The sequence below is a fragment of the Streptomyces sp. NPDC017890 genome, assembly GCF_044328675.1.
GTDB lineage: Bacteria > Actinomycetota > Actinomycetes > Streptomycetales > Streptomycetaceae > Streptomyces.
Window position 1 is genome coordinate 73,738 of sequence record NZ_JBIRHU010000011.1, and the last position, 22,429, is coordinate 96,166.

Annotated in this window: 26 protein-coding genes and 1 pseudogene; 10 read left to right on the top strand and 17 right to left on the bottom strand. The window is 72.4% G+C overall.

The window, feature by feature from the left end:
- Positions 1-3: 3 nt before the first annotated feature.
- Entirely contained in the window at positions 4-432 is a 429-nt protein-coding gene (locus tag ACH4F2_RS16370; RefSeq protein WP_398133375.1) for a VOC family protein, read from the bottom strand.
- Between the two features lie 124 nt (positions 433-556).
- On the opposite strand from ACH4F2_RS16370, the gene ACH4F2_RS16375 reads away from it, so the two are divergent.
- Both ACH4F2_RS16375 and ACH4F2_RS16380 read left to right on the top strand, forming a co-directional pair.
- Positions 557-1,462, top strand: a complete 906-nt coding sequence (locus ACH4F2_RS16375; RefSeq protein WP_398133376.1) for a pseudouridine-5'-phosphate glycosidase — start codon at positions 557-559, stop codon at positions 1,460-1,462.
- Positions 1,459-2,376 (top strand): carbohydrate kinase family protein, encoded by a 918-nt coding sequence (locus ACH4F2_RS16380; protein WP_398133377.1) that lies wholly within the window; start codon positions 1,459-1,461, stop codon positions 2,374-2,376. The genes ACH4F2_RS16375 and ACH4F2_RS16380 overlap by 4 nt, the downstream gene beginning before the upstream one ends.
- Before the next feature lie 347 nt (positions 2,377-2,723).
- On the opposite strand, the gene ACH4F2_RS16385 is transcribed toward ACH4F2_RS16380, so the two are convergent.
- On the bottom strand, positions 2,724-3,518 hold the full coding sequence (locus tag ACH4F2_RS16385) for a class I SAM-dependent methyltransferase (RefSeq protein WP_398133378.1): 795 nt from the start codon (positions 3,516-3,518) through the stop codon (positions 2,724-2,726).
- Between the two features lie 303 nt (positions 3,519-3,821).
- Between ACH4F2_RS16385 and ACH4F2_RS16390 the strand changes: the two genes are divergently transcribed.
- Positions 3,822-4,952, top strand: coding sequence for a magnesium and cobalt transport protein CorA (locus ACH4F2_RS16390; RefSeq protein WP_398133379.1), 1,131 nt, complete (start codon positions 3,822-3,824; stop codon positions 4,950-4,952).
- 177 nt (positions 4,953-5,129) lie between these two features.
- On the opposite strand, the gene ACH4F2_RS16395 is transcribed toward ACH4F2_RS16390, so the two are convergent.
- Positions 5,130-5,762: a uridine kinase gene (locus tag ACH4F2_RS16395; protein ID WP_398133380.1), complete on the bottom strand. Its 633-nt coding sequence runs from the start codon at positions 5,760-5,762 to the stop codon at positions 5,130-5,132.
- A 162-nt stretch (positions 5,763-5,924) separates the two neighbouring features.
- On the opposite strand from ACH4F2_RS16395, the gene ACH4F2_RS16400 reads away from it, so the two are divergent.
- Positions 5,925-6,404 (top strand): DUF1772 domain-containing protein, encoded by a 480-nt coding sequence (locus ACH4F2_RS16400; protein ID WP_398133381.1) that lies wholly within the window; start codon positions 5,925-5,927, stop codon positions 6,402-6,404.
- 91 nt (positions 6,405-6,495) lie between these two features.
- Here the strand turns inward: ACH4F2_RS16400 and ACH4F2_RS16405 are convergent.
- The 3 genes and pseudogenes from ACH4F2_RS16405 to ACH4F2_RS16415 all read right to left on the bottom strand — a co-directional run bounded on the left by ACH4F2_RS16405 (position 6,496) and on the right by ACH4F2_RS16415 (position 8,405).
- Positions 6,496-7,079 (bottom strand): annotated as a pseudogene (locus ACH4F2_RS16405) (SAM-dependent methyltransferase).
- Positions 7,080-7,253: 174 nt separating this feature from the next.
- Positions 7,254-7,544, bottom strand: a complete 291-nt coding sequence (locus ACH4F2_RS16410) for a DUF397 domain-containing protein (protein WP_398133382.1) — start codon at positions 7,542-7,544, stop codon at positions 7,254-7,256.
- Positions 7,545-8,405: a helix-turn-helix transcriptional regulator gene (locus ACH4F2_RS16415; protein ID WP_398133383.1), complete on the bottom strand. Its 861-nt coding sequence runs from the start codon at positions 8,403-8,405 to the stop codon at positions 7,545-7,547.
- 226 nt (positions 8,406-8,631) lie between these two features.
- Between ACH4F2_RS16415 and ACH4F2_RS16420 the strand changes: the two genes are divergently transcribed.
- Together ACH4F2_RS16420 and ACH4F2_RS16425 are read left to right on the top strand one after the other, a co-directional pair.
- Positions 8,632-9,267 (top strand): ATP-binding protein, encoded by a 636-nt coding sequence (locus ACH4F2_RS16420; RefSeq protein ID WP_398133384.1) that lies wholly within the window; start codon positions 8,632-8,634, stop codon positions 9,265-9,267.
- A complete protein-coding gene (locus ACH4F2_RS16425; RefSeq protein ID WP_398133385.1) occupies positions 9,264-9,716 on the top strand; it encodes a hypothetical protein in 453 nt (150 codons plus the stop codon). The genes ACH4F2_RS16420 and ACH4F2_RS16425 overlap by 4 nt, the downstream gene beginning before the upstream one ends.
- A gap of 101 nt (positions 9,717-9,817) precedes the next feature.
- Here the strand turns inward: ACH4F2_RS16425 and ACH4F2_RS16430 are convergent, their stop codons facing one another.
- The 5 genes from ACH4F2_RS16430 to ACH4F2_RS16450 all read right to left on the bottom strand — a co-directional run bounded on the left by ACH4F2_RS16430 (position 9,818) and on the right by ACH4F2_RS16450 (position 15,569).
- Complete coding sequence (locus ACH4F2_RS16430) at positions 9,818-10,000, bottom strand: hypothetical protein (protein ID WP_398133386.1); 183 nt, start codon at positions 9,998-10,000, stop codon at positions 9,818-9,820.
- A 155-nt stretch (positions 10,001-10,155) separates the two neighbouring features.
- Entirely contained in the window at positions 10,156-10,845 is a 690-nt protein-coding gene (locus ACH4F2_RS16435; protein WP_398133387.1) for a DUF899 domain-containing protein, read from the bottom strand.
- A 145-nt stretch (positions 10,846-10,990) separates the two neighbouring features.
- A complete protein-coding gene (locus tag ACH4F2_RS16440; RefSeq protein WP_398133388.1) occupies positions 10,991-12,382 on the bottom strand; it encodes an amidohydrolase in 1,392 nt (463 codons plus the stop codon).
- Positions 12,379-14,271, bottom strand: a complete 1,893-nt coding sequence (locus ACH4F2_RS16445) for an FUSC family protein (protein WP_398133389.1) — start codon at positions 14,269-14,271, stop codon at positions 12,379-12,381. The genes ACH4F2_RS16440 and ACH4F2_RS16445 overlap by 4 nt, the downstream gene beginning before the upstream one ends.
- Before the next feature lie 515 nt (positions 14,272-14,786).
- On the bottom strand, positions 14,787-15,569 hold the full coding sequence (locus ACH4F2_RS16450; protein ID WP_398133390.1) for a nucleotidyltransferase domain-containing protein: 783 nt from the start codon (positions 15,567-15,569) through the stop codon (positions 14,787-14,789).
- Between the two features lie 152 nt (positions 15,570-15,721).
- Between ACH4F2_RS16450 and ACH4F2_RS16455 the strand changes: the two genes are divergently transcribed.
- Positions 15,722-16,135 (top strand): RidA family protein, encoded by a 414-nt coding sequence (locus ACH4F2_RS16455; protein ID WP_398133391.1) that lies wholly within the window; start codon positions 15,722-15,724, stop codon positions 16,133-16,135.
- The gene (locus ACH4F2_RS16460; protein WP_398133392.1) at positions 16,132-16,599 is read left to right on the top strand and encodes a GNAT family N-acetyltransferase; all 468 of its coding nucleotides are present in this window, start codon (positions 16,132-16,134) and stop codon (positions 16,597-16,599) included. The genes ACH4F2_RS16455 and ACH4F2_RS16460 overlap by 4 nt, the downstream gene beginning before the upstream one ends.
- Positions 16,600-16,673: 74 nt before the next feature.
- Here the strand turns inward: ACH4F2_RS16460 and pip are convergent, their stop codons facing one another.
- Together pip and ACH4F2_RS16470 are read right to left on the bottom strand one after the other, a co-directional pair.
- Positions 16,674-17,657 (bottom strand): prolyl aminopeptidase, encoded by a 984-nt coding sequence (gene pip / locus ACH4F2_RS16465; RefSeq protein ID WP_398133393.1) that lies wholly within the window; start codon positions 17,655-17,657, stop codon positions 16,674-16,676.
- Between the two features lie 41 nt (positions 17,658-17,698).
- A complete protein-coding gene (locus tag ACH4F2_RS16470; protein ID WP_398133394.1) occupies positions 17,699-18,412 on the bottom strand; it encodes a uracil-DNA glycosylase in 714 nt (237 codons plus the stop codon).
- 137 nt (positions 18,413-18,549) lie between these two features.
- Between ACH4F2_RS16470 and ACH4F2_RS16475 the strand changes: the two genes are divergently transcribed.
- Positions 18,550-19,140 (top strand): RNA-binding S4 domain-containing protein, encoded by a 591-nt coding sequence (locus tag ACH4F2_RS16475; RefSeq protein WP_398133395.1) that lies wholly within the window; start codon positions 18,550-18,552, stop codon positions 19,138-19,140.
- Between the two features lie 77 nt (positions 19,141-19,217).
- Here ACH4F2_RS16475 and ACH4F2_RS16480 read toward each other — a convergent pair whose 3' ends face one another.
- The 3 genes from ACH4F2_RS16480 to ACH4F2_RS16490 all read right to left on the bottom strand — a co-directional run bounded on the left by ACH4F2_RS16480 (position 19,218) and on the right by ACH4F2_RS16490 (position 21,581).
- Positions 19,218-19,685: a DoxX family protein gene (locus ACH4F2_RS16480; protein WP_398133396.1), complete on the bottom strand. Its 468-nt coding sequence runs from the start codon at positions 19,683-19,685 to the stop codon at positions 19,218-19,220.
- Positions 19,686-19,764: 79 nt separating this feature from the next.
- On the bottom strand, positions 19,765-20,451 hold the full coding sequence (locus ACH4F2_RS16485; protein ID WP_398133397.1) for a class I SAM-dependent methyltransferase: 687 nt from the start codon (positions 20,449-20,451) through the stop codon (positions 19,765-19,767).
- Positions 20,452-20,639: 188 nt separating this feature from the next.
- Positions 20,640-21,581, bottom strand: a complete 942-nt coding sequence (locus ACH4F2_RS16490; RefSeq protein WP_398133398.1) for an acyltransferase domain-containing protein — start codon at positions 21,579-21,581, stop codon at positions 20,640-20,642.
- 69 nt (positions 21,582-21,650) lie between these two features.
- Between ACH4F2_RS16490 and ACH4F2_RS16495 the strand changes: the two genes are divergently transcribed.
- Positions 21,651-21,968, top strand: a complete 318-nt coding sequence (locus ACH4F2_RS16495; protein WP_398133399.1) for a DUF6343 family protein — start codon at positions 21,651-21,653, stop codon at positions 21,966-21,968.
- Positions 21,969-21,971: 3 nt separating this feature from the next.
- Here ACH4F2_RS16495 and ACH4F2_RS16500 read toward each other — a convergent pair whose 3' ends face one another.
- Positions 21,972-22,352: a tetratricopeptide repeat protein gene (locus ACH4F2_RS16500; protein WP_398133400.1), complete on the bottom strand. Its 381-nt coding sequence runs from the start codon at positions 22,350-22,352 to the stop codon at positions 21,972-21,974.
- Positions 22,353-22,429: the final 77 nt, after the last annotated feature.

Consider the following 22,429-nt stretch of genomic DNA (forward strand, 5'->3'; position numbering starts at 1 on the left):
GGGTTACGCGTAGTGCCGTGCCTCGACGATGTTGCCGTCGGGGTCGCCGAAATAGAAGCTGCGCCGGGCCAGGCCGCGGGCGCCGTAGGAGTCGTACGACAGTTCCGAGACCGGAATGGACTGTTCCTCCAGGCGGGTCCGCAGTGCCTCGAAGTCGTGCGGTGGCAGGGACAGGCAGATGTGGTTGACGGGGTGGCCCGCGCTCCTGTCGGCGCCCGGGACCACTCGCATGCGTTCCGCCAGCGAGCGCGGCGCCAGGTCGAGGATGGTTTCGTCATTGAGGCGCACGGAGGGAAAGCTCACGGTCCCCGCGGCGTACTCCGCCACCCTCAGGGGCTCCAGCCCCAGGGTCTTCTCGTAGAAGTCGGCCGCGGCGACCGGGTCGCGCACCCAGAGGACGACATGGTCGAGACGTGTCGTGTTGTCCGTCATGGCTGCCAGCCTCGTGGCCTCCCCCAAGAACCGCAAGAGGCCGGCCGTGGCTCCACGAGGGTTTGGCCCGGTGTCCCGCCCGCCAGGGATGAGGGAGAACCGCCGGACAGGAGGCAGACGCGTGATGCTGATGATGTCGGAAGAGGTACGGGCGGCGATCGAGGCGCGTCATCCCGTGGTGGCGCTGGAGTCGACGATCATCGCGCACGGGCTGCCGCGCCCGCGCAATCTGCTGGTGGCGCGGGAGCTGGAAGAGGCGGTACGGCGAGAGGGCGCCGTACCGGCGACCATCGCCGTGCTGGACGGACAGCCCTACGTCGGCCTGGACGAGGAGCAGCTGGAGCGGGTCGCGAACGACGACGGCATCCGCAAGCTGGGCCACCGCGACCTGCCGCTCGCGGTGGCCGCCGGCGCGAGCGGGGCGACCACCGTGTCGGCGACCGCCCTGCTGGCGGCCCAGGCAGGCGTACGGGTGTTCGCGACCGGTGGGCTCGGCGGCGTGCACCGGGAGTGGACGGTGACGCAGGACGAGTCGGCCGACCTCGGCCTGCTGGCACGCACCCGGATCACGGTCGTCTGCGCGGGCGTGAAGTCCATCCTGGACGTGCCGGCGACCCTGCAGCGGCTGGAGACCCTGGGCGTCGCGGTGGCCGGTTACGGTACGGACCGCTTCCCCGGCTTCTACCTGTCCGACTCCGGGCATCCGGTGGACTGGACGCTGGACACCCCTCAGCAGGTGGCTGCGGTGATGCGGGCGCAGGACACGCTCGGTGGGCCGAGGTCCACGCTCGTGGTCGCCAACCCCGTTCCCGAGGAGGAGCAGCTGGATCCCGCGCTGCACGCGCGGGTGCTCGCCGACGCGCTGAAGGCGTGCGAGGAGGAGGGGGTCACGGGCCAGGCGGTCACACCGTTCCTGCTCGACCACCTGGTACGGCACACCGACGGCGCCTCGCTGCGCGCCAACCTTGCGGCGGTGCGCGGGAACGTCCGGCTGGCGGCCCGCGTCGCGGCGGCCTGGACCGGGGCGTGACCGCGGGGCCGGGCGGCGCGCTGCTGGTCGTCGGGGACGTCATCACGGACGTCGTCGCCCGGCACCGGGGGCCGCTGGCCGCCGGGACGGACACTGCGGCCTCGATCCGCCGGCTGCCCGGTGGGGCGGGTGCCAACGTGGCCTGCTGGGCCGCGTACGGAGGGTGCGGTGACGTGCGGCTGCTGGGACGGGTCGGCGCCGACGCGGCGGTCTGGCACGAGGGGGAGCTGGTGGCCCGTGGTGTGCGTCCTCTCCTGGTCGTCGACGCGGAGGCGCCGACGGGGACAGTGGTCTGCCTGGTCGACACGGGCGACTCGGCCGAGCGGACGTTGCTGACGGACGGTGGGGCGTCGCTGCGGCTCGGGACCGGCGACTGGTCGGACAGGCTGCTGGACGGCGTCGCGTGGCTGCACCTGTCGGGTTACCTCCTGTTCTCGGAGCCGAGCCGCGCTCTGGTGCCGGTCGCCCTGGCGGCGGCACGCGCGCGGGGGGTGCCGGTCAGCCTGGACCCGGCGTCGGCGGGGTTCCTCGCCGGGCTGGGCGTCGAGCGTTTCCTGGACCTGGTCGCGGGAGTGGACGTCCTGCTGCCCAGCCGTGACGAGGCGTGCCTGCTCACCGGGCTGCCCGATCCGGCGGACGCGGCGGCCGAGCTGAGCCGGCACGTCCCGCTGGTGGTCGCCAAGCAGGGCGCGGAGGGGGCCGTGGTGGCCCGGTCCGGCGCCGTGTGCGCGCGTGTCCCCGCCGCCCCGGCGTCGCCGCGGGACAGTACGGGCGCCGGTGACGCGTTCACCGGCGTGTTCCTCGCGTCGCTGCTCGCGGGCGCGGGGGCCGAGCAGGCGGCGACCGCGGGGTGCCGGGCGGGGGCGAGGGCGGTCGAGCGGGTGGGTGGGAGACCTCCACGGGCAACGGACTGACAGCAGGTCGGCCGGTACGGGTGAGAGGGCGACGCAGGCGAGGGCGGTGCGTCAGGGGGAGTGCCGTGGCAGTGGTGGCAGGACGCGGGCGGCTCGGTGCGGGATGACGGCAGTGCGGGATGACGCCGGTGCGCGACGACGCCGGTGCGTGCCGCCCGCTTCTCACCGGCGGAGGCCACCTGGCGAGGGCGGCGGGCTCGGAATGCCGACGCCCAGGGGCACCGGCCGACCGATCCGCAGCGCTGAGGGCCGTGCCGCTGCGTGGATCCTCAGCGCCTCGCCGCGGCCCGCAGCACGCCACGCAAGGGCAGACGCCGGCTCGACCGGCTCGACCGGAACCCCGCTCCCTACGCCTTGCGCCCCCACGCCGAGATCATCGGAGCCGTCGCGAGGTCCATGTCGCCGGACGCGACGTTCGCGAGGTGGCGGTCGATGTCCTCGCGTGTGGCCACCCCGGCGTCAACCAGCTGGTCGCGGACCTGACGGACCGTCGCGGACTCCAGGGCGGCGCACGCGGGTGAGGTGACCGGGAAGTAGGCGTCGGCCTCCACGCGGCGCAGCCCTGCCTCCCGCAGGAGACGCGGGAGCCGACGGCCGTAGGAGAGGTCGGCACCGCGGTGAGCCAGCAGTTGGCGGAAGCCGTGCCGCAGCCGGTTCGCCAGCTGTTGCTCGGGGCCGTGCTCGTCGGGACAGACCAGGGGTTGCAGCGCGGGATCGGCGTCCTCGACCAGGAGGCGTCCTCCCGGGCGCAGGGCCTGGACCATCGACCGCAACGCCCTTTCCCGGTCCGGGACATGAACGAGCACCAGCCGGGCGTGCACCAGGTCGAAGCCCTTCCCCGGCGCTTCCTCCGCACCCACGTCGTGCACGCGGACTTCGACCGGAGGCCGGCCGACCGGAGCGACCCATGAGGTGTCGATGTCGGTCGCGAGGACCTTGCCGGTCCGGCCCACCGTCTTGGCCAGCCAGGACACCACGGAGATGCCGCCGGCCCCAACCTCCCAGCAGCGCCAGCCGGGGCCGACACCGAGCGCCTGGAGGTGCCGGAACGTCGTGGGATCGAAGACAGTGGCGAAGGCGTCGAAGCGCTCCGCCGCCTCGGCCTGCCCGTTGTCGAGGAGGTATCCGTCGGTTCGCGTCATGCGCCGATCATCCCAGTTGTCCGGCTTGCCCGAAGAGGTCGACGCTCCGGCGTTCAGGCCGCTCCGGCACGAGGACCCCACGCAGCCGACCGGCCGGGTCCGCGCCTGCGCCACGGTCCGCTTCCGCGTCCAGCCCAGGTCCGGATTCGAGTCCGGTCCGTGTCCGCTCCGGTCCAAGAGCCCTGTCCACAGGGGGGAACAAAGCGGAACGCTTTATTCCCACAGGCTGATCCACCGATCCCGCAGGCCTGGCAGACTGGCGCGAGAAGCACGGCGTGAGGGGACCCACACGGGGAGACACGGATGACGATGGCAGGAAATCTACGGAAGGTCACGGGCGGCCTGGGGAGGGCCGGCGGTCTCCGCAAGGTGGCGAGGCTGGCCCGGCGGCGCCCGCGCGTGGACCTGAGCCATCCCGCCCGCTCCCCGCTGGGTTCCTCGGTGGTGAACTGCGTGACCTACCGGGACGGTGTCCGCACTCCGGAGGGCGGCGATCCGGTCGACGCGGTGAAGCGGATGCGGGGGCGGGGAACCGGCTTCGTCTGGCTCGGCCTGCACGAGCCGACGGACCAGGAGTTCGCGGGCGTCGCGGAGCTCTTCGACCTGCATCCGCTGGCGGTCGAGGACGCGATCGAGGCTCACCAGCGTCCGAAGGTGGAGCGGTACGGCGAGACGCTCTTCGCCGTCTTCAAGACAGTCTGCTACGTGGAGCACGAGGAACTCACGGCCACGAGCGAGGTGGTGAGCACCGGCGAGATCATGGTGTTCGTCGGCCAGGACTTCGTGATCACCGTGCGCCACGGCCGGCACGGCTCGCTGGGACCACTGAGGGAAGGACTGGAGTCGGATCCCGCCCAGCTCGCCAAGGGGCCGTCGGCTGTGCTGCACGCGATCGCGGACCACGTGGTGGACGACTTCCTGAGCGTCATCGAGGCGGTCCAGGCGGACATCGACCATGTCGAGACGGAGGTGTTCGCAGAGCACGGCGCGCGGGTCGATCCTGGGCGGATCTACCAGCTCAAGCGCGAACTCCTCGAACTCAAACGGGCCGTTGTGCCGCTCGGCCGGCCGCTTGAGGAACTGGCCACACGCCCGGCCCGGGTGATCGAGCCGGAGATACAGGCCTACTTCCGCGACGTCGCCGACCATCTGCTGCGTGCCACTGAGCAACTCGCGGCATTCGACGAGCTGCTCAACTCCATTCTCCAGGCACACCTCGCCCGCGTGACGGTCGCGCAGAACGAGGACATGCGCAAGATCACCGCCTGGGCGGCGATCGTCGCCGTGCCCACGATGGTCTGCGGGATGTACGGCATGAACTTCGACCACATGCCGGAACTGCGCTGGCGGTACGGCTACGGCCTGGTCATAGGCGTGATAGCCGTCTCCTGCCTGGCGCTGCACCGGGGCTTCCGGCGCAACGGCTGGCTCTGACGACGGCCCGGGCCGCTCAGGTCGAGAAGCCCACGGCCTCCCGTGGCACGACAGGGACGTCCACGCGGACCCTGTCGCCCTTCTCGGGGTGTCCGCGGTGGTGCCGCTGATCTCCACGGACGTGTACGGGTGGGCGAGGTCGTAGACCTACAGGCCGCCCGGCCTCCACCGGGCGCGTCAGCCGTTCCACGCGGGATGCCGTGGATCGTCGGCACGCACCAGGACGTCGGCGGTGCCGGAGGGATCAGTCTCCTCCTCGTAGCGCTCGAAGGCGGGCAGGGTCCAGTGCTCGGCCTCGGGAGTGCGGCGGCGCAGTGCGCCGGGGCCGAGGACGAGGTGGATGCTCAGATCGAGGGGGAACCAGTGGCGCAGCAGGAAGGGACCGTGCAGCAGCAGTGCGCCGCCGGGTGGGAGGCGGACGTAGGAGCTGCGGGTGGCCCGGTCGGTGACCGGGTCCCACAGGTCGGGGAGAACGCGCCCGTCGCCACCGGGCCCGAGGGGGTCGAAGACCTCGCGCCACAGAGCGCCGGTGTCGTGCCAGCCGTTGTAGTAGGACTCGACATCCTGGTGCCCGTACTCGAGGCGGAGCGAAGCGGGGCGCAGGAAGCCCTGTGTCCCGACGACGAGGGAGGGCCGGCCGCGGATGCGCAGCGCCTCGGAGACCCGGTCGGCGAGGTCCCCGGGGCGGGCTGCCGGGGCGCCGTCGAAGGCGACGCGCGGCCAGGCGCTGCCGTCGGCGGGCTCGAGGTCGAGCAGGCGCTCGGCGAGCAGGTCGCCGAGCCTGTCCCAAGTGATCGCTTCCAGTCGCACCTGCCCATGATGCGTCAGTCGCCGGCCCCGCCCGCCTGGACGCCGGCGTATGCGCTCGCGTCGATCGGCCATGGTCACCGTGGCCGTACGCAGGTTGACTCGGGGTGGTCGACGGCCGACGGTGCCGAGCGGCATCGACTCGACGTGGGGAGCTGACAGGAAATGATCGATGGACCGTTCTTCGTGCTGACGGTGCTGGGTGTGCTCGGAACGGGTCTGACGGCCGGCGCGTTCTGCGCGTTCTCGACGTTCGTCATGCGAGGGCTCGCGGCGCTGCCGCCCGCGCAGGGAGTCGCCGCGATGAACGCGATCAACACGGCCGCGGTGCGGCCCGCGTTCATGTTCCTGTTCCTCGGCACGGCGGTGCTGGCCGCTGTGATCGCTGTGGTGACGTTGGTTGTGCGGCCGGACGGGGCCGCGGTGGAGCTGCTGCTGGGCAGTGCGCTGTTCCTCTTCGGATCGTTCGGGGTGACCGCGGCCGCCAATGTGCCGCGCAACTCCGCACTGCTCCGGCTGGAGCCGGGCTCCGCGGAGGCGGCCGCCCGATGGCCCTCCTACATACGCGAGTGGACGGCGTGGAACCACGTCCGCACGGCTGCCTCGGCCGCGGCGGCGGTGGCGTACGTACTGGCCCTCACCTGAGCGAGCGGACAGCCACCGCGGGACGATCAGCGGGTCACAGCCTGACGGTCACAGCCCGCCCGGTCGCAGCCTGTCGGGCGCAGCCTGCGGGTCACGGTTCACGGGCCACTGCCCCGTACCCCGGAATGAACCCGGCCTCCTGCCCCGGCGACCGGCTCGCCGAGTTCCGGACGCCACAGAGGGGGCACGGCGACGCCGGGCCCGTCCAGGTCGAGGCCGGCGAAGAAGCGGGCGAACTCCTCGCGTGAGCCCAGGGCCAGGGTGACTCCGGCGGCCCTGAGCTTCTCGGTGGCCGCCCGCGACTCCTCGGGCCTGAAGTCGGCCGTCGCGTGGGTCATCACCAGGTGACTGCCGGGCGGCAGCACCGCCGGCAGCCTGCCGACCAGTTCGTGCGCGCCGTCCTCGGCGGAGACGAAGTGCAGCAGCGCCACCGGGGACAGCGCGACGGGCCCGGTCGAAGTCCAGGATCTTCCTGGCGCCGTCCAGGACGGCGTCCGGATCCCGGACGTCGGGGTTCACCCGGGCCATTGCCGGCACCCTCGGGTCGAGGGTGAGCATCTGCCGGCCCATCGCCTCGTCGACCGGGTAGTTGTTCCTGCCACCGAGGTACCAGTCGTACATCCGCGCGGGGTGCGGCCTGCTCATGTCGATCTCGGCGTGGTGCTGCCCGGTCACGAGCTCCAAGGTGCTGGGGTGTCCTGACGAAGGGCGACGGCGAATGGGCTCTGGCCACAGGTGGCGGTTACGGATGACCGTTAGGGGGTAGCTGTGGCGGTTACAGGTGACGACGGTGGGTGATCAATTCAGTGCCGAACAGCTTAGGAAACAAGCAACAACAGAGCGCACGTCTCAGGACAGCAGGAAGTCCGCCTCTCCCGCCTTCGCTCCCTCGATGAAGGCCGTCATCTCGGCCGAGGTGTAGATCAGCGCCGGCCCGTCGGGATCGGTCGACTGCCGTACCGCGATCCGGCCGTCGGCGAGCTTCATCGCCTCCAGGCAGTTGCCACCGTTTCCGCCGCTCCACGGCTTGTGCCAGCCCTCGCTGCCCAGCTCACGGGCGGGCATGCCGTTGTAGATCCGCTCGTTGTGGATCCGCTCGCTGCGGGTCCGCGGCGAGCGCTGGGGTTTGGTGCGGTTCATTCACAGCTCCTTGCGGAGATCCCGGAGGATCTCCTTCGTGCGATGTGCCGTGGCGGCTTGCGCCGCCATGCGGTCCATGACCTCGAGATGGGTCGCCACCTCGGTGCGCGCGTCGAGGTAGACGGCGCCGGTCAGGTACTCGCTGTAGACCATGTCCGGCAGTTCCGGCATGGCGAATCGGAACAGCACGAAGGGCCCGTACGTGCCCGGGTGCGGCCCGTTGGAGAACGGGGCGACTTGCAGCGTCACGTTGGGCAGCTTCGTGGCCTCCAGCAGCCTGTCGATCTGGGCACGCATCACCTGCGGGCCCCCGACGGGGCGGCGCAGCGCGGTCTCGTCCATCACGACCCACAGCCTGGGCGCGTCCTGACGGGTGAGCAGTTCCTGACGTTGCATGCGCAGATCGACGTGGCGCTCGATGTCGTCGGGCCGGGTCTGCCCGATGGCTCCCGAGCGGAGCACCCCGCGCGCGTAGTCCTCGGTCTGCAGCACTCCGGGGACGAAGTGGGGCTCGTAGGAGCGGATCAGGGAGGCCGCGCCCTCCAGGCTGACGTACATGGAGAACCAGCCCGGCAGGATGTCGTGGAAGCGCTGCCACCATCCGGGCTTGTTGGCGTCCTCGGCCAGCTGGACGAAGGCGTCGGCCTCCTCATCGCCGATGCCGTAGGCCTTCAGCAGGAGCTGGAGGTACGGGATCTTGAGGGCGACCTCGGCCATCTCCATCCGGCGGACCGTGGCGGGGGCGACACGCAGGATGCGGGCGGCTTCCTCGCGCTTGAGACCTGCGCGTTCCCGCAGGTCCAGCAGGCGCCGGCCGAGGACGACCTGTCCGACCGTCGGCGCGGACCGCGGCTCGCTCACCGCCCACCTCCTGAAGAGTCCCGAATCCTGCCTGCGCGTCCTCGCGCGAACAGCCCGGCGGCGCCATTCGAAGACCCGTTCGAAAGCCTGTGCAGGGCCTTCGGTGATCTGAAGTGGCGCCGCTCGACGTGCTGTTGCGAGCAGTGTGCCACGGCCGTCCAGGCCGTCACACAGCACTCTGCATTTTTCAGAGTGGCTCTTGCCAAGTGTTCACGGCGGGGCGATAGTGGCAAGCGTGATTCCGTCCGCGCCCTTAGGAACAGACGCCGCCGTCGGCCCCCTGGGCCTCGGTGCCGCCATGCGAGCCGACCCTTCGGTGGCCGCCGCCGCCGAGCGTCGGTTCCGTTTCGAGCTGGCCGCCCATCCCGCTTCTCCCGCGCAGGCCAGACGCCTGACGCGCGCCCGGCTGAACGGCTGGTCGGTGTGCGAGGACACCTGTGACACCGCGGCCCTGGTGGTCTCCGAGCTGGTGACCAACGCGATCGTGCACACCGCGAGCAGACACATAGTGTGCGAGCTGCACGACGGCGCCGACCTGGTCCGCATAGCCGTACGCGACGAGGGCTGCGCCCCCGGCCAGCCCCACCCCTCGGCCGATCAGCAGCCCGAGGACGAGCACGGCAGGGGGCTGCTCCTCGTCGACGCCCTGTGCGACGCCTGGGGCGCCCACGAACACGGCCCCGGACTGCTGGTCTGGGCCGAGCTGCCACGCGAGGCCGACGGGCCGCCCGATCCGTCGGAGCCCCACAACGACCTGGGCTGGGGCGCCCGCCCGAAGCCCGGCCCCGCCGGCGGCACGGGTGACGGCGGCGAGGCGGAGGGACGTCACCACCAGGCGCGCCGCGGAACGGGGACCGAATGACCATGAGGGCTGCGTACGGCATCCGACCGCTCGGCCTGGACACCCTGGTCCGCCTCCAGCGCGGGCTGGACGCGCCCGGGGCGCTCTCCGGGACGCTTCGGCGGCTGCCCGTGCCGGACGGCATGACGGCTCCGCTGGGCTGCGACGCCGTGACCGTACCCGCCCGCTTCGGCCCTCTGGTGCTGCCTCGGCTGCCGCGCGTGGGGTGTGTCTACGCCGACGAGGCGCACTGGTGGTGGATCGTTCCGTCCGACTCCGACTACGCCCTGGAGTGGCCCGCCCCCGCACGGTACGCGACCGGCGCGTTCGTTCCCGACGCGCCGGCCGTCCCCGACCTCATCCACCGTCCCGACAACACGGTCCCCTACACCCCGCCCATACCGCTCTACCTCGCCCTGTGCCGGCTGACGGACACGACACCCACATGGTCACGGCCGGTGAGCGCGTAGGCGCCGCCGCGTCCAGGCGGGCCGAGCCACCGGCGCGTCGGTCAGGATCTCCGACAGCCGCTCGACGACGGACCCCCTTCGCCGCGGCGGCGCCGCCGCGTTCAGGCCGCCGAGCCGCCGGCGGCGTCGCCGCGGACGATGACCAGGAACATGTCCGTGGCGAGGTCCATGACGACCTCGGCGGGCAGGCCCTCCAGACGCCGCGCGTTCGCGAACTCCTCCGCCGGCCAGGACCCTCGCGGCCCGCCGGCGGGAAAACGCTCGAGCACCGTTCGCCCGTTCACCCCGCACCTCCATGTAGCGCTGTACTCGTAGAGTCAAACGCCAACCATGGAGCGAACGCCTCACCCGGTGATGGTACTGAGACGTAGTTGACACTCGTTCACCGCAAAGTGTGAGCGGCGCCTCAGCCGTTCGGGTCTTTTCGTTACGGTGTGTGTCAGTCCTCGTACTCGTCGTGGTAACGGATGCTCTCGCTTCCCGCAGGCGCACCAAGGGCCGACGCCCGCCCCTCGGGCTTCTCCCACTGCTCCTGCCTGCCGAGCGCGGTCAGGTCGAGCAGGCTGCCGGTCGAGCCGAGTCCGTCGAGGCCGCGTTCGTACGTCGAATAGGTGTGGAAGACCCGGTCGCGGTCCCGCAGGAAGCAACTGATGCCGGGCCGCTCGACGAGCTCGCCCTCGTGTTCGAGGGTCGCCTCGAAGTCGGTGTTGAAGTCGCTGACGTAGGACGAGTACCAGGGCAGCGTCCAGCCCATCCTTGCCTTGAACGGCAGGATCCTCGGGTACGGGGCCCGCGAGACGGCCGCGAACGTCGTACCGCGGGCCCTGAGGTGCGCGAGGTGACCCACCTGATCCAGGAACGCCGAGCAGCTGCGGCAGCCGGCATCCCACTCGGGCGCGAACATGAAGTGGTGGACGACGAGCTGGTCGCGTCCCTCGAAGAGATCGAGCAGCGTGCCCTTGCCGTCGCCGCCCTCGAACACGTACTCCTTGTCGACCTCCACCATGGGCAGCCCACGCCGCTCGGCGTTGAGCGCGTCACGCGCGCGGGTGGCCGCTTTCTCCTTGACCAGTAAGGCCTCGCGCGCCGCGCGCCAGTTCGCGCGGGTGACGATCTCGGGCAGCGTCATGGGTCCAGCTCCTCCTGTGCGACACGCGACGGTCCGTCAGGGGTGGTGACCGGTGGGCGGAGCGGAACTCATCGCGACTCGGCAAGATTCTTTTCGGGAGGGCGCCGGCAAGCCGCTGACCTCGGTGTTCAGCTCCGTACGGTCTTCAGGTGTCGTACTCCTGGACGCGCCGGCCGTGACGGCGGTCGGTCAGGGCGGGCAGCCGCTCCCCCAGTTCCCGGACCACCGCGGGGACGTCGAGGGTCAGCAGCCGGCGGTCCCGCATGAGGACGCGCCCGTCGACGATCGTCGTGCGCACGTCCGCGGACCGTGCGCTGTGCACGAGGGTGGCGGCGAGGTCGTGCACGGGCTGGGTGTGCGGCCCGGTGAGGTCGACGAGGACGAGGTCGGCCCGCCGGCCCGGCGCGATGCGGCCGACGGTGTCGCCGAGGCCGACCGCGTCGGCGCTCTGCACCGTGGCGTGGTGCAGGGCCTGGCGGGAGGTCAGCCACCGCGGGTCGCCCTCGGTGGACTTCTGGATCAGGGACGTGAGGGCCATCGACTCCCACACGTCGAGGGAGTTGTTGGAGGCGGCGCCGTCCGTGGCGAGTCCTACGGGGACGCCGATGTCGCGCAGGGCTCGCACGGGTGTGGTGGTGGGCCAGGCGAACTTGAGGTACCCGCGGGGCGCGGTCGCCACAGCCGTACGGCCGCCCGCGCGCGCGAGGATCGGCAGATCGGCCTCGACGATGCCGGTGCCGTGCGCGATGAGCACGTCGGCGTCGAGGATGCCGGCGCGCTCCAGTACCTCGATCGGGGTGGCCCCGTGCCGGGCGAGGCTGGTGTCGGTCTGGCCGCGGTTCTCGGCGGCGTGCAGATGCACGGGCAGGCCGTGGTCGCGGGCGAGTGCGGCGGTGGCGGCGAGGTCGGCGTCGGTCACGGTGTAGGGGGCGTGCGGGGCCAGGGCCGTCGTGATCCGGCCGTTCGCAAAGCCCCGGTGCCGCAGCGCGAACTCCAGCGACCTCTCCCGCCCTTCGGGGCCCTGCGACGAGAAGTAGGCCTGGCCCAGCAGCGCCCGCATCCCGCACTCGGCGACCACGGTGGCGACGGCGTCCATGGCGAAGTAGTGGTCCGCGAACGTCGTCACGCCGGCGCGGATCATCTCGGCGCAGGCGAGCCGGGCGCCCAGCTCCACGTCCCGTTCGGTGAGGTTGGACTCGACGGGCCACACGACGTCGTTGAACCACTCCTCGGTGGGCAGGTCCTCCGCGAGCCCGCGCAGGGCGACCATCGGCGCGTGCGTGTGGCAGTTGATCAGGCCGGGGAGGGCGACCTGGCCGTGTGCGTCGATGCGGTCGGCCGCGGGGAGGCCGGCCACGGCGGCGGTCGTCGTCACGGAATCGACGACTCCGTCACGTACGACGACGGCCGCGTCCTCCTCGAAGCCGATCCGTTCCCGGTCGTCGTGGACGAGGACGGTACAGCCGGTGATCACGAGGTCGGCGGGCTGCTCATGGGAATCAGCGGGCTTCGGCTTCTCATGGGAAGAAGGCGTCATCCCGTCAACGTACGGGGCCGGCCCACGTGCCCGCGCCGCTCGTCGAGTTCGTCCCGCAGTCCGGCGAGCCGTTCGGTGTGGCGGGCCGTGAGCCCGCCGGTGTCGTCAAGGTGCACGGCACACGCGGTGGTGGTGTCGACGAGCCGTTCCAGGACCGAGGCGACCTCCTCCGCGCCCGCGGAGTGCCGGGCCAGGGCGGGCAGTTCCGCGGCGGCGAGGGCGATCGCGGCGCGGGCCTCGGCAAGCGTGCGATAGGCCTCGCGGCGCAGCGTCCACCGGGTGGCGCGGTCGTCGGACTCGCTCAGTACGTGGGCGAGGTAGGCCTGCGCGGCGGCGTCTGCGGCCTCGGTGCGGGCACGGACGCCGCCTCCCCGCTGCCCCGGCAACGGCAGATGTCCGACGACCAGCACGATCGCGCAGGCCAGTAGCGTCTCCCCGATGCGACTGAGGGATGCCTGGGGTTCGCCGCCCACCATGACCAGGGACAGGACGAGGACGGTGACGACGGTGGTCTGGGCGGCGAAGTGCCGCGCGGCGACCGGCACGAGGGCACCGCAGACGGCGACCAGCGCGACGAGTCCGTCCGGCCGGGGCAGCAGGGCGGCGAACCCGGCGAAGAGGACCGCCCCGAGGACGGTCCCGGCCGCCCGGCACAGCACCCGGGACACGAGCGGGCCGAGGTCGGGCTTGACGAGGAAGACGGCGGTTGCGGGCAGCCAGTACCAGTGCTGGTGCGACCCGTACCAGTGCCCGTGGTGCAGGACCTGCGCGACGGCGGCACTGGCCCCGAAGCACAGGCCGACGCGCAGCCCGTACTCCCGTCCGCCGGCACCGAGGACGGTGCGTACCGGGGAGGTACCCGGCCGCCTGCGGGTGTGCAGGTCCCGGCCCCTGCCCCGGTCGAAGGCCTCGGCGGCGTGCAGGAGTGCGTCGTCGAGGGCGCGCAGGGCGGGGTCGGTGCGGCTGGGGGCGGGCAGGGGGCCGGCGTGGGTGCTGCCGCGGACGGCAGCGGCGAGCCGCCGGGGCCCATCGGCGGCCCGCGCGGGCACGGCCCGTTCCGCCCAGGCGAGCGCGGTCGCGGCCTCGCCGAGGGGCAGCGCGGCGGCGTACTGGGCATGCAGTCTCCGTTCTGCCGGAGACGAGGCGGGGCGCCGCAGCCGGGGCCCGGCGAGCGCGTCCTGCGCGTGGTCGAGGGCGGCGGTGAGCGCGGCCCGGCGAGCGGCGGCGTGCTCCGTACCGACCGCCTCCAGGAGCGCGGCGACGGCGTCGTAGACATCGGCGACGGCCACCCGCTCCCCGTCGAAGCGGAAGTCGAGGCGGGAACCGGGGCGGGAACCGGGGCGGGAACCGAGGCGGAGGTCTCCGGTGAGAGAGCCGGGCGTGGGCAGGACCAGCCGCAGCGCGAGCAGCCATCCGGCACCGGCGAGGAAGGCCAGCACGCTCTGCCACCCGGGGCCGGGCAGCGGCATCCCGGCCCCGACGGCGCTCGTGACCAGCAGTTGCGTCCCGGCCCCGGAAGCCACGGCCCCGACGGCGCTGACACCCCCGGCGACCAGTCCGAGCCCGGTCAGCACCAGGGTCAGCGGTACGGCCCCGAGATGCTGCCCGGCGTACGTCCCGACGAGCAACCCGCCCCCTCCCGCGAGCGCGGGCACACCGATGCGCCGCACGGAGGCACGGCGGCTGCCCGGCCGGTCGTTGATCCCGGCCAGCATGGCGGCGATGGCGGCGACGACTCCCAGGGAGGCCCGGTCGGCGAGCACGGCGGCGAGCAGCAGCGGCCCGCCGGCCAGCGCGCCCCGGATCACCGCGCTCCAGGGGACGGGCCCGCGCTGGGCGTTCAGGGCGTGGGCGAGCCAGGGCGGGAGGGTGAGGGCGGCGCGGTGCACGAAACGCGAGCTCCTGTCGTCCGGGCGGAGGCGGAGGTGAGCCTTCGGGCGACGGTGGCCGGGCTGTGGGGCGTGTCGGTAAGCGTACGTCGGGCTTTCGAGGGCGCGGGAACGAGCGTGTTTCGGGGAGGTGACGACCGGCCGGTCGTCACCTCGGATCAGGCACCCCGGCCGGCTGCCAGGCTCGCCAGGTCCCCAAGTCACCGGTCACCGGGCCACCGGGTCACCGGGCCACCGGGCCACCGGGCCACCGGGCCACCGGGCCACCGGGGCCACCGGGGCCACCGGGGCCACCGGGGCCACCGGGGCCACCGGGGCCACCGGGGCCACCGGGGCCACCGGGGCCACCGGGGCATGGTCGGCCGCTGGCCGCAGACACGGTCAGTGCCCCGTGAGCCTGGTCAGCGGTCACGGGGCACTGCGACGCTCCAGTCGTCCGCCGCGAGGTCGCCGGCCATGAGCAGACCCCGGCCCGGGGCCCCGTCCGGGTCCCGCACGCCGGGAGGGCGGGTCAGCTACACCTGGCCATGCAGGGCTGCTTCCATGGCCCCGCGCAGCAGTTCCTCGGCCTGGGAGACCGACCGCGCCAACGGCACCGGAAGCGGCGAGAGCTGAGTCAGGAGTACGTCGATCCCGCCCAGGCCGGCCCGCTCGACCAGTCCCTTCTCATTGGTGACCCACTCCCCGCGCGCCGCCAGTACCGCGTGCGCCGTCTGGGTCGCGGCGAGGGCGATCGCGCCGGCGACCTGGGTGAGGGCGCCCTTGGGCGCGTGGCCGGCCTTGGCGTAGGCGAGGGTGGCCGTGGCCGCGCCGTACCAGCGCTCGGGGGCGGTGGCGCGGAGGGCCCGCGGGTAGGCGGGGCGGGGAAGTTCGCCGCGCAGCACCTCGTTGATCGCGAGCTCCGCGACGACCAGGTACGTCGGGATGCCCGCCAGGTGGAACATCAGCGGCTCGACGCCGAAACGCCCGGCCTCCGCCTGAGCCACCTCGTGTTCCACCACGTCGAGGTCGCGGTAGTGCAGGTCGACCGGGCGGTCGTCGATCGTCAGCCAGGCGCCGCCGTTGAAGACACCGCCGCCCCAGCCGCCGATCTCGGAGACGTCGCCGGGCCAGCCGAGGGCACGCACGTCGTCCGGGTCGAAGGCGCCCCGGTAGTAGACCGCCAGGTCCCAGTCGCTGTCGGGCCCGTGGGTGCCCCGGGCCCGGGAGCCGCCGAGGGTGACCGCCCGGACGGCGGGGAGGGCGGCGAGCCGGTCGGCGGTCGTGTCGAGGAAGTCCTGGTCGGTGAGGGTGGGCACTGCTTCGGACTCCTGGCGGTGGGGCGGCGTGACGGACGCCGGAAGCCTAGGCGGCCGGGTCGCGGGCCGCGAGGGAAATTCGGATGCGGAGGAGGTCCGGAGTACCGATGATCAGGAAGTTGCCCGTTCTCCGGACCGCCCCAGGAGCCCACGTGATCCAGCGCGTCGACGTGCCCGGCCTTTTTCCGCCGCCCGCCTATTCCCATGCCTCCGTCGTCGAAGCCGGCACGAAGCTCGCCTTCCTGGCCGGGTCCGTTCCGCTCGACGCGGAGGGGAAGCTGGTCGGGGAGGGCGACCCGGTCCGTCAGGCCGAGCAGGTGATCGCGAACCTCACCGAGCAGTTGCGCGCTGTCGGGAGCGAGCTGAGGCACGTGCTCTCGACCGATGTGTACGTGGTGAGCGGTGAGACCGCCGCGCTGTCCGCCGTCTGGGACGTCGTCGAGGCATCCGGGCTCAGCGCAGGACCGCACTCCTCGACGCTGCTCGGGGTGAGCTGTCTCGGGTACCCGGGGCAGCTGGTGGAGATCACGGCGACGGCGGTCGTTCCGGAGGAGATACGTCCGTGAGCCGGGAGGGGGCGGAACCGGTCGTCCTGCGGCGCGCGTCGGGCGACGACGCCCGGGCGGCGGCCGATGTCTGGCTGCGGTCCTTCGCCGCGGCACTGCCGACCGTGGTCCGGCCCCGCACCGACGAGGAGGTCCTGGACTACTTCCGCCACGTGGTGGTGCCCCTGCACGAGACATGGGTGGCGGAGGCGGCCGGCCGTGATGTCGTCGGCGTGATGGTGCTGGAGGAAGAGGAGCTGTCGCAGTTGTACCTCGCCCCGGACTGGCGGGGGCGTGGAATCGGGGACCGGTTCGTCGCACTGGCCAAGGAACGCAGACCGGACGGGCTTTCCTTGTGGACCTTTCAGGTCAACGCGCCCGCACACCGCTTCTACGAGCAGCACGGTTTCACGGCGGTGGAGTGGACGGACGGCACCGGCAACGAGGAGCGGGAGCCGGACGTGCGGTACGTGTGGCGGCCCTAGGTGTACTGCCCAGGGACGCTGATGCGGCCGGGTGGCCGACCGTGCGTGGAGCGGCCGCACCCCGCGGCGGCGCCTCAGGCACCGGTGCGTGCGTACGCGTCCGTCGCCGCCACCAGTACGGCGTCACCGGTCGCCCCGGCGTCGTGCCCGGCCTCGTCCACGACCACCAGCTCGCTGTCGGGCCAGGCGTGGTGGAGCCGCCAGACGATGCCGAGCAGGTTGCCGAAGTCCAGGCTGCCCTGCACCAGGGTGCCGGGGATGCCCCGCAGCAGGTGCGCGTCCCTCAGGACCACGCCCTCGTCGTCACCGTCGCCGTTGCCGTCACCGTCGCCGAGGAAGTGGTCGTTGCCCCAGTAGTGCGTGACGGTACGCGCGAAGCCCATGCGGAAGTCCGGGTCCTCGAACCGGGCGACCGAGCGTGGCGGCGCTGGGATCATCGCCGTCTCCCAGTCGGTCCAGGCACGCGCGGCCCGTTCCCGGACCGCGGCGTCCGGTGACTCCAGCAGCCGGTTGTACGCCGAGGCCAGGTTGCCGTCGCGGTCTCCGGCCGGCAACTCGGCGAGGAACCGCTCGTGGGCCTCGGGGAAGATCTTTCCCAGCCCGCGGGTCAGGAGGGCCACTTCGGCGCTGGATCCGGTCGCTACCCCGGTCAGCACCAGCTCGGACACCACACCCGGGTGGGTCTGCGCGTACCGCAGGCCCAGGACCGATCCCCACGACACGCCCCACACCAGCCAGCGTTCGATGTCCAGGTGGGCGCGCAGCCGCTCCAGGTCCGCCATGAGGTGGGTGGTCGTGTTGACGCTCATGTCGGTGTCGTGGTCGCTCGCCCGGGGAACCGACCGTCCGGCGCCACGCTGGTCGAGGAGGACGATCCGGTACACGGCGGGGTCGAAGTACCGTCTGAGGTCGGGACTGGTGCGGGACCCCGGTCCCCCGTGCAGCACCAGCGCGGGCTTGCCGTGCGGGTTACCGCAGGTCTCCCAGTAGACGCGGTTGCCGTCGCCGACGTCGAGCATGCCGTGGTCGTACGGTTCGATCTCCGGATACAGGCCCATCGGGGCACCGTACGCCGTCGGCTCGGAACGGCTCATCCCCTTTACCGGCCGGGCAGCCCCGCCGCCTCGGCCGCCGTGCGCAGCACCTCCCGGAGCATCTCGGGGGTGAGCCGGCCGGTGAACGTGTTGCGCTGGCTGACGTGGAAGCAGCCGAAGAGGTCCAGGCCCACCCCGTCGGGGGCGTCCAGCGTGACGTGCCCGCCGTGCGCGAAGGCGGGACGGGGACGGGGCACCGGCCAGCCCGCCTCGGCGAACGCGGGCAGCGCCGCCTGCCAGCCGAAGGCACCCAGTACCACCACGGCCCGCAGCGTCGGCCGCAGCAGGCCCAGTTCCTGGACGAGCCAGGAACGACACGTGTCGCGCTCGGCGGGGGTGGGCTTGTTGGCGGGCGGGGCGCAGTGCACCGGCGAGGTGATGCGCACGCCGTACAGTTCCAGGCCGTCGTCGGCACGGACCGCGGTGGGCTGCGAGGCGAGACCCACGTCGTACAACGCCTGGTACAGCACGTCTCCGGAGCGGTCGCCGGTGAACATCCGGCCGGTGCGGTTGCCGCCGTGGGCCGCGGGGGCGAGCCCCACGATCAGCAGTCGCGCGTCCGGCGGGCCGAAGCCCGGCACCGGCCGGCCCCAGTACGTCCAGTCGGCGAAGGCCGCCCGCTTGGTACGGGCTACCTCCTCCCGCCAGGAGACCAGCCTCGGACAGGCCCGGCACCCCGCGATCCGCTGGTCGAGTACGGAGAGGCCCCTGATGTCCATGCTTCCACCGTAAGACCATCCCCGGAACGTGACGGAACACGCTGGACCGCGAGGCGGGCGGGCCCCGGGGCCCTGGGCCGGGTCGGCGGGGCAGAATAGGCGCCCCTCTCACCGGTCCGTGCGGTTAAGGTCGAGCCATGGCTTCCGAGCATGACGAGGGCAGGGACGGCGGGGTGACCGGCCTACAGGACACCACCCGGACGACGGCCGGGGCGACGGCCGATGACACGGTTGGTGACAAGGCCACCGCGCCGAAGCCCGACCCGGCCGACGCGAAGACCGCCGCCGCGATCGCCGCCGCCGAGGCGGCCGGGCCGCAGAACGGCGAGACCGTCCGCGTGGACAGCTGGATCTGGGCTGTCCGCCTCATCAAGACCCGCTCCCTCGGCGCGACCGCCTGCCGAGGCGGCCATGTCCGGGTGAACGGCGAGCGCGTGAAGCCCGCGTACTCCCTGCGCGTCGGAGACGAGGTGCGCCTGCGGCAGGAGGGCAGGGAACGCGTCGTCGTCGTGAAGCGGCTGATCCGCAAGCGCGTCGGGGCCCCCGTAGCCACGCAGTGCTACATCGACAACTCCCCGCCGCCCCCGCCCCGCGAGGCCGTCGCCCCGGCCGGCATCCGAGACCGCGGCGCCGGCCGCCCGACCAAGCGCGACCGCCGCGAGCTGGAACGCCTGCGCGGACTGGAGGCGCTCAGCCGCTCCCGGAAGGACGCCGAGACCAAGCCCTGACAGACACGCACCGTCCGTAAGGCATGCGCAGTCCGTAATCCATGCGCAGTCCGGAAAGCATGCACCGTCGAGGGTGCTCAGCCGCGGCGGGCCCGCACCAGCCGGGGCAACTCCGCGTTGTGCTCGCGGCGGGCCCAGGCCACGAGCAGGAGCGGCACCATCAGGACGAGCGGCGTCACCGCCTGCTCCCCGTCGAAGTAGCTGAGCTGGACCACGAAGGCGCCCACCATCAGCGCACTCAGCGCCGTCGCCGCCACCGACTGCAGCACCGGGATCAACAGTCCGACGGCTCCGGCCAGTTCGAGGACCCCGATGACGTACATGCCCGCGTTGCCCCAGCCCATCTCGGTGAAGGTCTCGGCCGCCGAGGAGTGCGCGATCAGCTTGGGGAAAGCGCTCGCGACGGCGAAGAACAGCGCGAGGAGCACCTGCACCGTGCGCAGGGTGATCCGGGCGCCTCGCCCGCGGGTCGGCGTGACGGAGTCCGGGGCGTTGACGGGTGCGGCGGAAGCAGCGGTAGCGAGGGGGGCGGTGGTCTCGGACATGGGGTCTCCTGAGTCGAGCGGTCCGTGATGCTGTCAGGAGTTGAGACCGCTCGTCGGCCCGAAACTCATCGGCGATCCGCTATCTCCGAGGCATTGGTATCGCCCTCACCCAAGTCCCGTCGTCGGTCAGATACCGGTCCACCTCCAGTCCTGCCTCCTCCAGTGCCTCCTCGAACTGCTCCTTGGTCAGCGGCCGGGCCCGGAAGGTCTGCGTCCAGACAGCGTCCGGGAACTCGTACTCCGCGCGTACCGAGTTGACGCCGTCTCCGACCGGCTCCGCCGACACGATCCGCACGGTGAAGCCGCTGGGGTCCACCCGCTCACGTGGCAAGTCGGTGTGGTAGTCCGCGCCCTCCCGCTGGATCAGTACGCAGCCGTCCTCCGCGACATGCCTGGCACAGGTGCGCAGCAGTCCCCGTCTCACCTCGACGTCCCCGGTGTGCACGAGGAACGACGCCAGCATCACCACGTCGAAGTCCTCGCCCAGGTTGAGCTCCTCGATCGGGCTGCATATCGTCCGGGCTCCGTGCACGTGCTCCAGCATCTCGGCGGACTCGTCCACCGCTGTGACGGTGAACCCCCGCTCCAGCAGCGGATGGGTCATGCGTCCCACCCCACTGCCCAGCTCAAGGATGCGCGCTCCCCCGGGCACGGCGGCAGCGACGACGGCCGGCTCGTCTCCGGCGGGCAGCCGCGAGTAGAGCTCGACCGCGCAGCCGTCCGGGGTGATGGCTCCGGGCCCCGTCCCCTGGTGTCCCTCTCGCAATTTCAGCTCCATGCCCGTCCAACGGGCCGCCCCCACACACTCGTTCCCACCTCACATCGGTTCACCCGACCGAGTGAACGCACGCAGGCCCGCCCACCGCCGGCACGCAGGCCCGCCCACCGCCGGCACGATCAGAACGGTGGCCGGTCTGCGGAACGACCATCTGTCGTCAGAACGGAAGCCAGCCGTCAGAAGGGAAACCAGCCGTGCCCGATGTACCAGTGGCCGCCCGCCCGCAGATGGTCCCCGACGGCCCGCTCCACCGAGGTGCGCCGCGGCAGCCCCTCGGCCGGCAGGCAGGGGTTTCCGAAGACGAAGCGGACGGGTTCCTCGTCGGCAGGCTCGGTCTCCTCGCGGGCCACCCGGAAGCGTTCCTGGAATCGGACGATGTTGGAGTCCGCGGCCAGGTACCGCTTCAGTTGCGGGTCGAGAAGCCAGGAGTGGCACATCGCGGCGCGGTACGGTTCCTCGGGGAAGTGCCGCCGGAAGAAGTCCCCGGCGCGTGTGAGCGAGCGGTCGCAGGCGGCCGGTGTCAGCGGGCCGCGGTAGTCCGGGATGTGCAGGTTCAGGCAGGGCTCGCCCGGCACCGCGTCCAGCCCGGCCTTCCGCAGCACCGGTGCCGTGCGCTGCCCGATCGTGGCCCGTTCGAACTGCAGCCGCCCCAGCTGGTACAGCTCTCCCCGGAAGTGGTGCACCAGCCACTGCGGCGCCCGCACCCCGCCCGTGCCGTGCCGCCTGCGGTGGCTCGCCATGTTCCGTCCCAGGTCGGCGAGGGTGTGCCGGGTGACCTCGGACGGGATGCCGCGCTCTCGGTGGTACGCGCGCGTGTACGGCAGGGCCGCGACGAACACGTACGCGGCGAAGTATCCGCCCAGCGCCTGAGGCACCTCGGCCAGACGCTCCCCGAACCGCCGCACGCCCCTCCGGCCCGCGTCGTCCCCGGCCACTTCTCCGAGGTCCCGCACCAGCTCCTGGACGCACTCCTCCAGCAGCCGTGTGACTCCGGCGTCGTGCGCCACCGCCCCGCTCAGTCCCACCAGTGTGTTGATGTCCTCGTGCGGCACCGCCAGGTCGAGCAGTACCTCGGGCAGGGCGTCGGCGTCCGGCAGGACGGGTCGGTCCGGTGGCACGGTCGTTCCCCCTCGTCGTTTTCCCCTCGTCGGCTCCCGGAGTATGTTTTCCACAGGAGTGGCGATCCGATGCGTACTGGCAGTGAACCGACAACCGCGCGCAGTGCCCTGCGGGCACGTTTCTGGCTGTGCGTGTGGGGACTGGTCTGGGCGATCTTCGGAACGGCCGCCTTCGCGCTCGTCGGGCGACCGGGGTGGGCGCTCGCTTGCGGAGTGCTGTGGCTCGTCGTCACGATCGACCTGACCGTGATCCACCGGCACATCAGGCAGGGCCCCCACTACCAACCCGGGCCGGGCATCCCGCCGTACAGGCCTCCGGACGGATCGCCGTACAGGTCGCCGGACAGGCCTCCGGACAAGTCGCCGGACGGGCCTCCGAAGAGCTGACCGTCAGGAGTCGAACCGCGCCTGCTGCAAGTACTCCGGGTTGGGGTCCAGAGCCGCCGCCAGCCGGAAGTGGCGCCGGGCCTGGTCGGGGCATCCACGGCGCTCATAGGTGCGGGCGAGCGCGAAGTGGGCGAACGCGTTGTCCGGCTCCCGCTCCAGGACGATCGTGAACTCCAGCTCGGCCGGTCTCAGTTGCGCCGCAGCGAAGAAGGCACGCGCGCGCAGCAGCCGCGCGGCAGTGCTCTCCGGATGCGCGGCGATGACTGCGTCGAGCAGTTTCACCGCGCCCTGGGGGTCCCGCGCCGCGAGCAGTTGCTCGGCGGCACGGAAGTCGATGACATCCGTCTCCGGAGTACGTCCGGTCGAACCGCTGGTGTCGGCCACGGCAGAGTCCTTCCCTCACTGAAGGGGATCAACGCCCGCCCGCGGACCGCTATTCCTGGGGCGGCCGGGGCGGCCGG